Genomic DNA, 14,297 nt, shown 5'->3' on the forward strand with positions numbered 1-14,297 from the left:
CATAGAGAGTTAAACCGCATGCCCACCCGTTCCAAGATCATCTATACCTTCACCGACGAAGCCCCTGCCCTCGCCACCTACTCGCTGCTGCCGATCGTCGAAGCGTTCACCGCCTCGGCTGACATCGCCGTCGAAACTCGCGACATTTCCCTGGCTGGCCGTATCCTCGCGGCTTTCCCGGAGCAACTGGGCGCCGAGAAGCAAGTAGGCGATCACTTGGCGGAACTGGGCCAACTGGCTACCACGCCTGAAGCCAACATCATCAAGCTGCCAAACATCAGCGCCTCGGTACCGCAGCTCAAGGCCGCGATCAAGGAACTGCAAGGCAAAGGCTTCAACATCCCCGACTACGCCGACGAGCCGTCCACCGAGGCCGAGAAAGAATCCCGCGCCCGCTACGACCGCATCAAGGGCAGCGCCGTCAACCCAGTACTGCGCGAAGGCAACTCCGACCGCCGCGCCCCGCTGTCGGTCAAGAACTACGCACGCAAGCACCCGCACAAGATGGGCGCCTGGGCTGCCGACTCGCAGTCGCACGTTGCCCACATGACCCAAGGCGACTTCTACGGCAGCGAAAAGGCCGCGCTGATCGAGGCTGACGACAGCCTGCGCATCGAGCTGGTCGGTAAAGACGGCACCACCACCGTTCTGAAAGCCAAGACTGCGGTCAAAGCTGCCGAGATCGTCGACTGCGCCACCATGAGCCGCAAGGCCCTGCAAGCCTTCATCGCCGAGCAGATCGCCGATGCCAAGGCCTCTGGCGTGCTGCTGTCGGTACACCTGAAAGCCACCATGATGAAGGTCTCCGACCCGATCATGTTCGGCGTCATCGTCGAAGCGTTCTACAACGACGTGCTGGCCAAGCATGCCGCCGCACTGGCTGAAGTGGGCTTCAACGCCAACAACGGCATCGGCGACCTGTACGCCCGCATCAAGGACCTGCCAGCTGACAAGCAGGCCGAGATCGAAGCCGACATCCAGGCCCTGTACGCCGTTCGCCCGGCCCTGGCCATGGTCAACTCCGACAAAGGCATCACCAACCTGCACGTGCCGAGCGACGTCATCGTCGACGCCTCGATGCCGGCCATGATCCGTGACTCGGGCAAGATGTGGAACACCGCAGGTGAGCTGCAGGACGCCAAGGCGATCATCCCGGACCGCTGCTACGCCGGCATCTACCAGGCCACCATCGAAGACTGCAAGGCCAACGGCGCCTTCGACCCGACCACCATGGGCAGCGTACCGAACGTCGGCCTGATGGCGCAGAAAGCCGAAGAGTACGGCTCCCACGACAAGACCTTCCAGATCCAGGCCGATGGCGTGGTGCGTGTGGTCGATGGCAAAGGCCAGGTCGTGCTGCAGCAGAACGTCGAAGCGGGTGACATCTTCCGCATGTGCCAGACCAAGGACGCGCCGATCCAGGACTGGGTCAAGCTGGCCGTCAACCGTGCCCGCCTGAGCAACACCCCGGCGGTGTTCTGGCTGGACCCGGCGCGCGCCCACGACGGCGTGATGATCGAGAAGGTGCAGCAGTACCTGAAGGATCACGACACCACCGGCCTGGACATCCGTATCCTGGCCCCGGTCGACGCCATCAAGTTCTCCCTGGCCCGCATCCGCGAAGGCAAGGACACCATCTCGGTGACCGGCAACGTGCTGCGCGACTACCTGACCGACCTGTTCCCGATCATGGAGCTGGGCACCAGCGCCAAGATGCTGTCGATCGTACCGCTGATGAACGGCGGTGGCCTGTTCGAAACCGGCGCTGGCGGTTCGGCACCCAAGCACGTGCAGCAGTTGGTCGAAGAGAACTTCCTGCGTTGGGACTCGCTGGGTGAGTTCCTGGCCCTTGCCGCTTCCCTGGAGCACCTGGGCAACACCTACGACAACCCGCGTGCCAAGGTCCTGGCCAACACCCTGGACCAAGCTACCGGCAAGTTCCTCGACACCAACAAGTCGCCTTCGCGCAAAGTCGGTGGCATCGACAACCGCGGCAGCCACTTCTACCTGACCCTGTACTGGGCCGAAGCCCTGGCCGCCCAGGCTGACGACGCCGCCCTGCAGGCGCGCTTCGCCCCGCTGGCTAAAACCCTGGCCGAGAACGAAGCGACCATCGTCGCCGAGCTCAACGCCGTTCAGGGCAAGCCGGCCGACATCGGTGGCTACTACGCCACGGATGCCGAGCTGACCGCCAAGGTAATGCGCCCAAGCCAGACCTTCAACAGCGCCATTGCCGCTCTGTAAGGTACGCTTGATGTAACACCACAAACCCCGGCCACGCACCGGGGTTTGTGCTTTTTAGCCGCAAGCTGCAAGCCACAAGTCAAAGCAGCCCGCGTACTGCTTCGACTTGTGGCTTGCAGCTTGAAACTTGCTACTTAGGGAGAGAATCGACCGTGTCCTGGCAACCCCATATCACCGTCGCCACCGTCGTCGAGCACGAGGGCAAATTCCTCTTCGTCGAAGAGTTCAAAGCTGGCCAGCATGTTTTCAACCAGCCCGCTGGCCACCTGGAACCCAACGAAACCCTGCCCCAGGCCGCCCTGCGCGAAACCCTCGAAGAAACCGCCTGGGAAGTCGAACTGACCGGCGTGGTCGGCATCTACCTGTACACCGCACCCAGCAATGGTGTGACCTACCAGCGCATCTGCTTCGCCGCGCGCCCGGTGCGCCATCACGCCGACCTGGGGCTGGACAGCGACATCGTCCGCGCCGTCTGGCTGACCCGCGACGAGCTGCTCGCCGACCCTAGCCGCTGGCGCAGCGAGCTGGTGCCGCGCTGCCTCGACGACTACCTGGCCGGCCCGCTGCACAGCCTCGCCCTGCTGCGCGACTGACGCGCGGCCTCGGGTTTGATAGAATCGGCGTTTTTCCCCTCTGATACACATCGGTAGCCATGACCAGCCCAGCACTCAAAGACCCCGCCAAGACCCGCGTCATCGTCGGCATGTCCGGCGGCGTGGACTCTTCCGTCTCCGCCCTTCTGCTCATGGAGCAGGGCTACCAGGTGGAAGGGCTGTTCATGAAAAACTGGGAAGAGGACGACGGCACCGAATACTGCACCGCCCGCGAAGACCTGGCCGACGCCCAGGCCGTGTGCGACCGCATCGGCATCAAGCTGCACACCGCCAACTTCGCCGCCGAGTACTGGGACCACGTGTTCGAGCACTTCCTCGAAGAATACAAGGCCGGCCGCACGCCCAACCCCGACATCCTCTGCAACCGCGAAATCAAGTTCAAGGCGTTTCTCGACTACGCCCTGTCGCTGGGTGCCGACCTGATCGCCACCGGCCACTACGTGCGCCGCCGCGACACCGGTGAGCTCACCGAGCTGCTCAAGGGCCTGGACCCGAACAAGGACCAGAGCTACTTCCTGCATGCCGTCGGCGGCAAGGAAATCGCCCGCACCCTGTTCCCGGTCGGCGAACTGGAAAAACCCGAGGTCCGCGCCATTGCCGAAAAGCACGGCTTGGCCACGGCCAAGAAAAAGGACTCCACCGGTATCTGCTTCATTGGCGAGCGCCGCTTCAGCGACTTCCTCAAGCAGTACCTGCCGGCCCAGCCAGGTGAAATCCAGACCACCGACGGCGAAGTCATCGGCCGCCATCATGGCCTGATGTACCACACCATCGGCCAGCGCCAGGGCCTGGGTATCGGCGGCCTCAAGGATGCCGGTGACGAGCCGTGGTACGTGCTCGACAAAGACCTCTCGCGCAACGTGCTGGTGGTCGGCCAGGGCAATGAGCACCCGTGGCTGTTCTCCCGCGCCTTGCTGGCCTCGGACATCTACTGGGTCAACCCAATCGACCTGTCCAGCCCACGCCGCCTGACTGCCAAGGTGCGTTACCGCCAGGGCGACCAGGGTTGTACCCTTGAGCGCAGCGATAACGGCTACCGCGCGGTGTTCGACGAGCCGCAGCGGGCCGTGACGCCCGGCCAGTCGGTGGTGTTCTACGACGGCGAGGTATGCCTGGGTGGCGGCGTGATCGAGACCGCCGAGCCCTGGAGCCCGCGCGCATGAGCAACCTGCAGGAGCAATTGATTGCCCTGGGCGGTGTGTTCCAGGCCGCCGTGCTGGTCGACCGCATCGCCCGCACCGGCCAGGCCAGCGAGGCCAACATCGGCTGCATGCTGGGCAGCCTGCTGGTACGCGACCCCAAGGACACCCTGGAGGTGTTCGGCGGTGACGACCTCAACCTGCGCGACGGTTACCGCGCCCTGGTCGGCGCGCTCGAGCGCGACCCCAGCAGCCTGCAGCGCGAGCCGCTGCGCTATGCCCTGTCGATGCTGGGCCTGGAACGCCAGCTGGCCAAGCGCGGCGACCTGCTCGACACCATCGGCAACCGCTTGCCGCAGATTCAGTCGCAGGCCGACCATTTCGGCCTGATTCATGAAAACGTCATCGCTTCCAGTGGAGCCTTGTACCAGGACACCCTGAGCACTTTGCGCCAGCGTATTCAGGTACACGGCGACATGCGTTTCCTGCAGCAGCCCAGCAACGCCTCGAAGATCCGCGCCCTGCTGCTGGCCGGCATCCGCGCCGCGCGCCTGTGGCGCCAACTGGGCGGCCATCGCTGGCAGTTGGTGTTCAGCCGCCGCAAGCTGCTCAACGAACTGTACGACATGATGCGCACGCCGTCCTGAAGAAAAACGCCGGACCTGTAGGAGCGGCCTTGCGTCGCGAAAGGGCTGCACAGCAGCCCCAGAATCGCCGCCCCAGCATAGATTGCCGGGGCCGCTGCGCAGCCCTTTCGCGACGCAAGGCCGCTCCTACAGGCATTTTTCATGTATGATATGCGCCCTTCCAAAAGCCTGACTGTCCGAGAACACCCCATGCAGCTTTCCTCGCTCACTGCGGTTTCCCCTGTAGACGGCCGTTATGCCGGCAAAACCCAGGCCTTGCGCCCCATTTTCAGCGAATACGGCCTGATCCGTTTCCGCGCCCTGGTCGAAGTCCGCTGGTTGCAGCGCCTGGCCGCCCACCCGCAAATCGGCGAAGTGCCGGCGTTCTCCGCCGAAGCCAACGCCGTGCTGGACACCCTGGCCACCGATTTCAAACTTGAGCACGCCGAACGCGTCAAGGAAATCGAGCGCACCACCAACCACGACGTCAAGGCCATCGAGTACCTGCTCAAGGAGCAGGCTGCCCAGCTGCCTGAGCTGGCCAAGGTCAGCGAGTTCATCCACTTCGCCTGCACCAGCGAGGACATCAACAACCTGTCCCACGCCCTGATGCTGCGCGCCGGCCGTGACGAAGTGCTGCTGCCGCTGATGCGCCAGATCGCCGACGCCATCCGCGCCCAGGCCCACGCCCTGGCCGACGTGCCGATGCTGTCGCGCACCCACGGCCAACCGGCTTCGCCGACCACCCTGGGTAAAGAGCTGGCCAACGTCGTGTACCGCCTGGAGCGCCAGATCGCCCAGGTGGCCGCCGTGCCGCTGCTGGGCAAGATCAACGGCGCCGTAGGCAACTACAACGCCCACCTGTCGGCCTATTCGCAGATCGACTGGGAAGCCAACGCCCGCGCCTTCATCGAAGACGAGCTGGGCCTGCAGTTCAACCCGTACACCACCCAGATCGAGCCGCACGACTACATTGCCGAGCTGTTCGATGCGATCGCCCGCTTCAACACCATCCTCATCGACTTCGACCGCGATGTGTGGGGCTACATCTCCCTGGGCTACTTCAAGCAGAAGACCGTCGCGGGCGAAATCGGCTCGTCGACCATGCCGCACAAGGTCAACCCGATCGACTTCGAAAACTCCGAAGGCAACCTGGGTATCGCCAACGCGCTGTTCCAGCACCTGGCCAGCAAGCTGCCGATCTCGCGCTGGCAGCGTGACCTGACCGACTCCACCGTGCTGCGCAACCTGGGCGTGGGCTTCGCACACAGCGTCATCGCCTACGAAGCCAGCCTCAAGGGCATCGGCAAGCTGGAAGTCAACACCGCACGCATCGCCGCCGACCTGGACGCCTGCTGGGAAGTGCTGGCCGAGCCGATCCAGACGGTCATGCGCCGCTTCAACATCGAAAACCCCTACGAGAAGCTCAAAGAGCTGACCCGTGGCAAGGGCATCACCCCTGAAGCGCTGCTGACCTTCATCGACGGCCTGGACATGCCAGCCGACGCCAAGGCCGAGCTCAAGCTGCTGACCCCTGCTACCTACATCGGTAACGCGGCAGCACAGGCCAAACGCATCTAAGCTGACCGTCGCGTTCAACGCCCGGCTTAGCCGGGCGTTTTTATTCCCGGACGAAAATTACGTTTTTTCAATAGGTTGAACATGAATCCTGATACTCCACTGCAGCTGCTGGGCGGCATCTCTGCCCGCGAATTCATGCGCGACTACTGGCAGAAGAAGCCCCTGCTGGTACGCCAGGCCTTCCCCGACTTCATCAGCCCGATCGAACCCGACGAACTGGCCGGCCTGGCGCTGGAAGAAGAAGTTGAATCGCGCCTGGTGCTCGAGCACGGCGAACGCCCTTGGGAACTGCGTCGCGGCCCGTTCGAGGAAGATGTCTTCGCCACCCTGCCCGAGCGTGACTGGACCTTGCTGGTACAGGCCGTGGACCAGTTCGTCCCGGAAGTGGCCGAACTGCTGCAAGAGTTCCGTTTCCTGCCCAGCTGGCGCATCGACGATGTGATGGTCAGCTTCGCCGCCCCCGGTGGCAGCGTCGGCCCGCACTTCGACAACTATGACGTGTTCCTGCTGCAAGGCCACGGCAAGCGCAACTGGAAGATCGGCCAGATGTGCAACAGCGACAGCCCGCTGATCGAGCACGCCGACCTGCGCATCCTGGCCGACTTCGAACAGAGCGGTGAGTGGACCCTGGAGCCCGGCGACATGCTCTACCTGCCGCCGCGCCTGGCCCACTACGGCGTAGCCGAGGACGACTGCCTGACCTACTCGGTCGGTTTCCGTGCCCCGAGCGCCGCCGAAGTGCTGACCCACTTCACCGACTTCCTCGGCCAGTTCCTGCCGGACGAAGAGCGCTACAGCGACGCCGACGCGCAGCCGGTCAGCGACCCGCACCAGATCCAGCACGATGCCCTCGACCGCCTCAAGGGCCTGCTCGACAAGCACATGGGTGACAAGGACCTGCTGCTGACCTGGTTCGGCCAGTTCATGACCGAGCCGCGCTACCCGGAGCAGGTGGTGGGTGAAGAGCTGAGCGAGAAAGAGCTGATCGAAGCCCTTGAGGATGGCGCCATCCTGATCCGTAACCCAAGTGCGCGCATGGCCTGGTCCGAGCTCAATGACGACCTGATGCTGTTCGCCAGCGGCCGTAGCTGCCCACTGCCCGCCAAGCTGCGTGAGCTGCTGAAGCTGGTCTGTGCGGCGGACGCGTTACACATCGAAAACCTTGCAGAGTGGTTGGAGGATGAAGATGGCCTTATGCTGGTACAGCAGCTGATCAAACAAGGAAGCCTGGGATTCGCCAATGAATAAGATTCGTGTGCGCCTCGCCGACTGGCATAAGGACAACGCCGACATCCGGCGTATCCGTGAAGCGGTGTTCATTGCCGAACAGCACGTACCGCCAGAGCTCGAGTGGGACTCGGACGATCCGACTGCGGTGCACTTCCTGGCCCTGGAGGGTGACTACCCGATCGGTACCGCCCGCCTGCTGCCCGACGGCACTATCGGCCGAGTATCGGTACTCAAGGACTGGCGCGGGCTGAAGGTGGGCGATGCACTGATGAATGCGGTCATCATCGAAGCCCAGCAGCGCGACCTGAAGCAGCAGACACTCAGTGCCCAGGTGCACGCCACGCCGTTCTACGAGCGCCTGGGCTTTCGCGTCGTCAGCGAAGAGTTCCTTGAAGCCGGCATCCCGCATGTGGACATGGTGCGCGACTCTCGCGAAATCGCCTGATCCCTAAGTGTTTGCCTGCACTGCCCCGCGAAAGGGGCAGTGCAGGCAAAACATCTCGACCGACAAAACCTGTACATCCATCCAGATAAAACTTGCCTCTGCGCCCCTGCTTGCGCATCCTAGTGCCCATCACCCCCGATGAAGCGTTTGCGGCCATGCGCCTGTTCCTCTGCGAAAAACCCTCCCAGGCAAAAGACATCGCCAAAGTACTCGGCGCCACTCGCAAGGCCGACGGCTGCTGGCAAGGCACCGATGTCTGCGTGACCTGGTGCATTGGCCACCTGCTCGAAACCGCCCCACCCGACAGTTACGACGAACGCTACAAGCGCTGGAACCTCGCCGACCTGCCGATCATTCCCGAAAAATGGAAGATGCTGGTCAAACCCAAGACCGCCAGCCAGTTCAAGGCCGTCAAGCGCCTGCTCGGCGAGGCGCGCGAACTGGTGATCGCCACCGACGCCGACCGCGAAGGCGAGATGATCGCCCGCGAACTGGTCGAGCACTGCCGTTACCGCGGGCCGATCCAGCGTTTGTGGCTGTCGGCACTCGACGATGCCTCCATCCGCAAGGCCCTGGCGCGCCTGCTGCCCGGCCAAGAGACGTTCAGCCTTTACCACTCGGCGCTGGGTCGCTCCCGTGCCGACTGGCTGATCGGCATGAACATGAGCCGGCTGTTTACCTTGCTCGGCCGCCAGTCCGGCTACCAAGGGGTGTTGCCGGTAGGCCGGGTGCAGACGCCGACCCTGCGCCTGGTGGTGGACCGCGATCGCAGCATCGCCGACTTCGTGCCAGTGCCGTTCTGGGCCATCGACGTGCAACTCGAACATGCCGGCCAAGGCTTCAATGCCCAATGGCGGGCCCCGGAGGACGCCTGTGACGACCAGGGCCGGTGCCTCAACCCGGCCTTGGCGCAACAGGCTGCCGCCGATATGAGTAACGCGGGCACGGCCCGAGCGGTCAAGGTGGCGACAGAACGCGTGCGCGAAGCTGCCCCCCTGCCCTTCGACCTGGGCACCCTGCAGGAGCTGTGCTCGAAAAAGTTTGGCCTCGGCGCCCAGGAAACCCTCGACATCGCCCAGGCCCTGTACGAAACCCACAAGCTGATCACCTACCCGCGCAGCGACTGCGGCTACCTGCCACTGAGCCAGCACGCCGAGGCGCCCGCCATTCTCGCAGCGTTGCAGCGCGCCGATAGCAGCCTTGCGCCGCTGCAGCCTTACCTTGAGCCACAGCGCCGCTCCCGTGCCTGGAACGATGCCAAGGTCAGTGCCCACCACGGCATCATCCCCACAGCAGCGGCCAGCGACCCCGCGCGCCTGCCCGCCAAGTACAAAGCGGTCTACACCTTGATACGTGCCCGTTACCTGGCGCAGTTTCTGCCCAACCACGAGTACGACCGCACCCAGGCCGATTTCGACTGTGCGGGCCATGCCCTGCGCGCCGTGGGCAAGCAGATCGTCGAGCCTGGCTGGCGGCGTGCCTTGCCCGAGGCATTGACCCCGGCCAAAGGCCGCGAGGCAGCGCCAGCCCAGGTCCTGCCAGCCTTGCGCGAAGGCCAGGACTGCAACGTGCAAGGCCTGCAGCTCAAGGACATGTGGACCCAGCCACCCAAGCCCTTCACCGAAGGCGACCTGATCAAGGCGATGAAGAACGTCGCCAAACTGGTAGATGACCCTCGGCTGAAACAGAAGCTCAAGGAAACCACCGGCATCGGCACTGAAGCGACCCGGGCCAGCATCATCCAGGGCCTGCTCGACCGCGGCTACCTGGTCAAGCACGGCAAGGCCTTGGCCGCGACGCCTGCGGCCTTCAGCCTGATCGACGCCGTGCCACGCGCTATCGCCGACCCCGGCACCACGGCAATCTGGGAGCAGGCCCTGGACATGGTGCAGAGCGGTGAAATGAGCCTGGAAGAGTTCGTCGCCCGGCAGTCGGCCTGGATGGGCAAGCTGGTCGAGCGCTGCAGCGGCATGCGCATGACCATCACAGGGCCGGCAGCCGGCGCCGCGCCGCCCTGGAAAAAGAAGCGCCGGGGCGGCGGGAAAGGCAAAACCACCGCAGGCAAGGCGGCCGCAGCCAAGCCAAGGCAACCGAGGAAAAAGGCGGCAACCTGAACCCTGGCAATGCCAAAACCACAAAACCCGACAAACAAACTGGCGCCGTGAAATTTACCTGCTAAATTTTCATGAAAATAATGATAAAAATTTTCATGAGGCCCCGGTATGTTCAAGCAATCCGCGCAACACATTGCCACCTACTACGCCCAGACCTACCCCACCCCTATTCCTCTGCGCCCTACTCTGCAAGGCCGACACGACACTGACGTGCTGATTGTCGGCGCCGGGTTCAGCGGCCTGCACACCGCCCTGCGCCTGGCCATGGCCGGCAAGCGAGTGACGCTGCTGGAAGCCAGCCGTGTGGCCTGGGCTGCGTCCGGGCGCAACGGTGGCCAGGCGTTGCTGGGCTGGTCATGCGACATGCCGCCGCTGGAAAAAACCCTCGGCATCGAACGCACTAGGTGCTTGTGGGACAGCATGTGCTGGGCCGCCGATGAAATGCGTGAACTGCCGCAACGCCATGGTTTCGATGTCGACTATCGGCTTGGCAGCTTGTGGACCGCCGTGTTGCCACGGCGGGTGAAGATGCTTGAGGATGCCCTGCATGACGCCCAGGCCAAGTGGGGCTATGACGCCCTGCGCTTGATTGGGCGCGATGAGCTGCCCCAGTGGATCGACAGCCCGCGCTACCAGGCTGCGCTGTATGACGCCAAAGGTGCACACCTCAACCCGCTCAAGCTGGCCCAAGGCCTGGCCAGCACTATCGAGGCAGCCGGCGGGCACATCTTCGAGCAAAGCCAGGTGCTCGACTACCAGCAGACCGGCAACGGGTATGTCACCCGCACCGGCCATGGCGAGGTGCACAGCCAGGTCCTGGTGCTGGCCTGCAACGCCTACATCGACCGCCTCGACCCGGCACTGTCGCGCCGTTTGCTGCCCGTTGGCTCCTACCAGATAACGACCGCGCCTTTGGAAGCCGACTTCGCCAAATCATTACTGCCGCGCAACAGCTGCGTGATCGACAACCAGTTCGTGCCCGACTATTTCCGCCTTACCCCCGACAACCGCCTGCTGTTCGGCGGCGGCTGCACCTACCTGGGCGGCATCCCCAAGGACGTGGCCGGCGCCACCCGCCCCTACCTTGAACGGGTGTTCCCGCAATTGGCTGGGGTGGCCATCGACTTTGCCTGGGGCGGCCACATCGACTGCAGCATCCAGCGCACGCCCGACATCGGCCGTGACGGCCAGCGCTATTGGTTACAGGGTTTCTCCGGCCATGGCGTGCTGCCGACCCTGGCTGGGGCGCGGGCGGTCAGCGATGCGATCCTCGGTAACGACGACCTGCTGACGTTGTACCAAGGCATCGACAACGGTCGCTTCCCTGGTGGCGACTTGATGGCCGCACCGCTGGAAGCCGCGGCCAAAGCCTGGTACAGGTTGCGCGACCATGTCTGATGAAGTTCAAACACTGGCGGTGCTGATCCGCGACCTGCGCAAGCACCGCGGGCTGACGCTTGACGAGCTGGCCGGCAAGGTCAAGCGCTCACTGGGCTTTCTCTCGCAGGTCGAGCGCGGCCTGTCGCGCCCGACCGTGGCCGACCTGACGGCCATCAGCGAAGCCCTGCACGTGCCGACCACCTACTTCTACCAGGCCGGCCAGCCGCGCCCGCTGGACTGGGTCACCCGGCCCGGTGAACGGCGCACGATCTACTACGCCGAGGGCATCAGCGACGTGCTGGTATCGCCCACCCTCAATGGCGGCTTCTCCATGCTCGAAAGCCACCTGGCGCCTGGCGCCAGCAGTGGCGAGGGGCACCTGAACGACAGTTCCGAGCAAGGCGGCTTCGTCCTCGAAGGCGAGCTGACGCTTTGGCGCGAAGGCCACGCCGAGGCGGTGACGCTGCGGCGCAACGACAGCTTTCAGCTCCCCCCGCACAACCAGTTCCGCTACGCCAACCTGACCGACCAGACGACCCGGGTCCTCTGGGTCTTCCGATGAGAGCACAGCATGACCATCACCACAGGTTTTCCCGATCTGCTCAGTGAAGTACGCGCGTTCCGTGCCCGCTACCCCGGCGTACGCCACGTCGACCTGCTGAGCCTGGATATCCCCGGGCATTTCTACGGCAAGCGCTACCCCATCGACATGCTGGAAAAGGTCGCCGCCGGCAGCCCGCTGAAACTGCCACAGAACTGCGTGCTGCTGGGGGTACAGGGCGGGTTGTTCCCGATTGGCGACTATTGCTTCAACGATGGAGACCCGGATGCGCTGCGGCGCCTGATCCCCGGCACCCTCAAGCCGGTCACCTGGGAGCGCGAGCCGCTGGGCCAGATGCTGATCAGCTCCGATGGCACCGCAGCGCCCATCGAGTTCGAGCCACGGGAGGTGCTCGCCCGCGTGTTGCAGCGCCTGGCCCGGCGTGGCATTCGCCCGGTCGTGGCATTCGAGCTGGAGTTCTACCTGTTTGAGCGGGCACTCAAGGAAGGCCTGCCGCAGTTTCCGCGCGACCCGTTCAGCGACGACCCGGACGATCAGCCCAACATGCATATCGAGCGGCTGTCGCGCTTCAGCGACGTGCTGCTCGACATGGTCGAAACGGCCAACGCGCAGGGCGTCGACGCCAACGTCATCACGGCGGAATTGGGGCCGGGCCAGTTCGAGATCAATTTCGGCCACTGCGACGACGGCCTGCGCGCCGCCGACTGGGCAGCCCTGTTCTGCCGCAGCACCCGTGGCGTGGCGCTCAAGCATGGCCTGCGCGCCTCATTCATGAGCAAACCCTACCTGCAAGCCCCGGGCAGCGGCATGCATGTGCATGTGAGCCTGTATGACAACGACGGCAACAACCTGCTGGCCGCCGACGGGCAGCGCCCGCTGCGCCATGCGGTGGCAGGCTGCCTGGCGACCCTGCCGCACTGCATGCCGATCTTTGCCGCCAACCACAATGCATTTCGCCGCTATGGCGCCATGGTCAACGCTGCCAGCCGTGCGAGCTGGGGCTTCGAGGACCGCGATGCGTGCATCCGCATTCCCGAGTCCGATGCGCGCAATTTACGCATCGAGCATCGTCTGGCGGGTGCGGACGCCAACCCGTACCTGGTGCTAGCGGCGATCCTGTGTGGCATGGAGCATGGGCTGGATGCGGCGCGGGAGCCGATTGCGCCGCTGAACGAAGACCGTGGCAGCGGTATCGACTTTCCGAAGGACATGCTCAGCGCCGTAGCCGCGATGCGCAATCACCCGGCGGTGAATGAGGGGCTGGGCGAAGAGTTCGTGATGGTGTATTGCGAGAACAAGCGTCAGGACCATTTGGCGTTCATGCAGGAGGTCAGTGCCAGAGAATATCGATGGTTCCTGTAATGACTTAATTGTCAGTGCTGGCCCCGCGAAAGGGCCGGTACTGACAAGACCAAAATCTCTCCTATTCTCAATAGCTCACTTGGCAATCCCCCTGCACAGAGGAGCCGCGACCATGAGCTACGTAACCACGAAGGATGGCGTTCAGATCTTCTACAAGGACTGGGGCCCGCGCGATGCGCCGGTCATCCACTTCCACCACGGCTGGCCGCTGAGTGCCGACGACTGGGACGCCCAGCTGCTGTTTTTCCTGGCCGAGGGCTTTCGCGTGGTCGCCCACGACCGCCGCGGCCATGGGCGCTCCAGCCAGGTGTGGGACGGCCATGACATGGACCACTACGCCGATGACGTGGCCGCCGTGGTCGAACACCTGGGCATCCAGGGCGCGGTGCATGTCGGCCACTCGACCGGCGGCGGCGAAGTGGTGCGCTACATGGCGCGCTACCCCGGCGACAAGGTCGCCAAGGCGGTACTGATTGCCGCCGTGCCACCGCTGATGGTGCAAACACCTGCCAACCCGGGCGGCCTGCCCAAGTCGGTGTTCGACGGTTTCCAGGCCCAGGTGGCAGATAACCGGGCGCAGTTCTACCGCGACGTGCCGACAGGGCCGTTTTATGGCTATAACCGGCCTGGCGTCGAACCTGCCGAAGGCATCATCGGCAACTGGTGGCGCCAGGGCATGATCGGCAGCGCCAAGGCGCACTACGACGGCATCGTTGCGTTCTCGCAGACTGACTTCACCGAAGACCTGAAGGGCATCAACCAACCGGTTCTGGTGATGCATGGCGACGATGACCAGATCGTGCCCTACGAGAATTCCGGCCCGTTGTCAGCTAAGTTGCTGCCTAACGGCACGCTGAAGACTTACAAAGGCTACCCGCACGGCATGCCCACCACCCATGCCGATGTGATCAATGCCGATTTGCTGGCGTTCATCCGCAACTGAAGCGGTGCCAGTGCGGGCCCCTATGGCAGCGGGTTTACCCGCGAAACGGCCCGCACT

The 14,297-nt window shown here is 64.1% G+C and carries 12 protein-coding genes; all 12 read left to right on the forward strand.

The genetic code is table 11. From position 1 onward, the window contains the following. Positions 1–18 precede the first annotated feature (18 nt). The 12 genes from HU770_RS13445 (at position 19) to HU770_RS13500 (ending at position 14,240) form a co-directional block, all read left to right on the forward strand. Positions 19–2,244, forward strand: a complete 2,226-nt coding sequence (locus HU770_RS13445) for an NADP-dependent isocitrate dehydrogenase (protein WP_095064360.1) — start codon at positions 19–21, stop codon at positions 2,242–2,244. A 152-nt stretch (positions 2,245–2,396) separates the two neighbouring features. Continuing rightward, positions 2,397–2,837, forward strand: a complete 441-nt coding sequence (locus tag HU770_RS13450; RefSeq protein WP_186663853.1) for an NUDIX hydrolase — start codon at positions 2,397–2,399, stop codon at positions 2,835–2,837. Between the two features lie 59 nt (positions 2,838–2,896). Further along, entirely contained in the window at positions 2,897–4,021 is a 1,125-nt protein-coding gene (gene mnmA, locus HU770_RS13455) for a tRNA 2-thiouridine(34) synthase MnmA (protein WP_186660161.1), read from the forward strand. Further along, positions 4,018–4,644 (forward strand): high frequency lysogenization protein HflD, encoded by a 627-nt coding sequence (gene hflD, locus HU770_RS13460; protein WP_186660163.1) that lies wholly within the window; start codon positions 4,018–4,020, stop codon positions 4,642–4,644. The genes mnmA and hflD overlap by 4 nt, the downstream gene beginning before the upstream one ends. Before the next feature lie 189 nt (positions 4,645–4,833). Further along, positions 4,834–6,204: an adenylosuccinate lyase gene (gene purB, locus HU770_RS13465; RefSeq protein ID WP_033699922.1), complete on the forward strand. Its 1,371-nt coding sequence runs from the start codon at positions 4,834–4,836 to the stop codon at positions 6,202–6,204. A gap of 81 nt (positions 6,205–6,285) precedes the next feature. Then, positions 6,286–7,452 carry a cupin domain-containing protein gene (locus tag HU770_RS13470; protein ID WP_186663854.1) on the forward strand — a complete coding sequence of 389 codons (1,167 nt, stop codon included), beginning with the start codon at positions 6,286–6,288 and terminating at the stop codon, positions 7,450–7,452. Continuing rightward, positions 7,445–7,879: a GNAT family N-acetyltransferase gene (locus HU770_RS13475; protein ID WP_033696724.1), complete on the forward strand. Its 435-nt coding sequence runs from the start codon at positions 7,445–7,447 to the stop codon at positions 7,877–7,879. The genes HU770_RS13470 and HU770_RS13475 overlap by 8 nt, the downstream gene beginning before the upstream one ends. Before the next feature lie 155 nt (positions 7,880–8,034). Further along, positions 8,035–9,993 carry a DNA topoisomerase III gene (locus HU770_RS13480; protein ID WP_186660204.1) on the forward strand — a complete coding sequence of 653 codons (1,959 nt, stop codon included), beginning with the start codon at positions 8,035–8,037 and terminating at the stop codon, positions 9,991–9,993. Between the two features lie 108 nt (positions 9,994–10,101). Next, positions 10,102–11,391, forward strand: a complete 1,290-nt coding sequence (locus tag HU770_RS13485; RefSeq protein WP_186663855.1) for an FAD-binding oxidoreductase — start codon at positions 10,102–10,104, stop codon at positions 11,389–11,391. Further along, on the forward strand, positions 11,384–11,935 hold the full coding sequence (locus HU770_RS13490) for an XRE family transcriptional regulator (RefSeq protein ID WP_033696721.1): 552 nt from the start codon (positions 11,384–11,386) through the stop codon (positions 11,933–11,935). Before HU770_RS13485 ends, HU770_RS13490 begins: the two co-directional genes overlap by 8 nt. A gap of 15 nt (positions 11,936–11,950) precedes the next feature. Next, positions 11,951–13,297, forward strand: coding sequence for a glutamine synthetase family protein (locus tag HU770_RS13495; RefSeq protein WP_186663901.1), 1,347 nt, complete (start codon positions 11,951–11,953; stop codon positions 13,295–13,297). Between the two features lie 112 nt (positions 13,298–13,409). After that, the gene (locus HU770_RS13500) at positions 13,410–14,240 is read left to right on the forward strand and encodes an alpha/beta hydrolase (RefSeq protein WP_047581828.1); all 831 of its coding nucleotides are present in this window, start codon (positions 13,410–13,412) and stop codon (positions 14,238–14,240) included. Positions 14,241–14,297: the final 57 nt, after the last annotated feature.

The sequence above is a fragment of the Pseudomonas sp. SWRI68 genome, assembly GCF_014269165.1.
Taxonomy (GTDB): domain Bacteria; phylum Pseudomonadota; class Gammaproteobacteria; order Pseudomonadales; family Pseudomonadaceae; genus Aquipseudomonas; species Aquipseudomonas capeferrum.

Coding starts and splice junctions, on each gene's coding strand:
- HU770_RS13445 (WP_095064360.1), top strand. CDS start 19: ATGCCCACCCGTTCCAAGATCATCTATACCTTCACCGACGAAGCCCCT.
- mnmA (WP_186660161.1), top strand. CDS start 2,897: ATGACCAGCCCAGCACTCAAAGACCCCGCCAAGACCCGCGTCATCGTC.
- hflD (WP_186660163.1), top strand. CDS start 4,018: ATGAGCAACCTGCAGGAGCAATTGATTGCCCTGGGCGGTGTGTTCCAG.
- purB (WP_033699922.1), top strand. CDS start 4,834: ATGCAGCTTTCCTCGCTCACTGCGGTTTCCCCTGTAGACGGCCGTTAT.
- HU770_RS13470 (WP_186663854.1), top strand. CDS start 6,286: ATGAATCCTGATACTCCACTGCAGCTGCTGGGCGGCATCTCTGCCCGC.
- HU770_RS13475 (WP_033696724.1), top strand. CDS start 7,445: ATGAATAAGATTCGTGTGCGCCTCGCCGACTGGCATAAGGACAACGCC.
- HU770_RS13480 (WP_186660204.1), top strand. CDS start 8,035: ATGCGCCTGTTCCTCTGCGAAAAACCCTCCCAGGCAAAAGACATCGCC.
- HU770_RS13485 (WP_186663855.1), top strand. CDS start 10,102: ATGTTCAAGCAATCCGCGCAACACATTGCCACCTACTACGCCCAGACC.
- HU770_RS13490 (WP_033696721.1), top strand. CDS start 11,384: ATGTCTGATGAAGTTCAAACACTGGCGGTGCTGATCCGCGACCTGCGC.
- HU770_RS13500 (WP_047581828.1), top strand. CDS start 13,410: ATGAGCTACGTAACCACGAAGGATGGCGTTCAGATCTTCTACAAGGAC.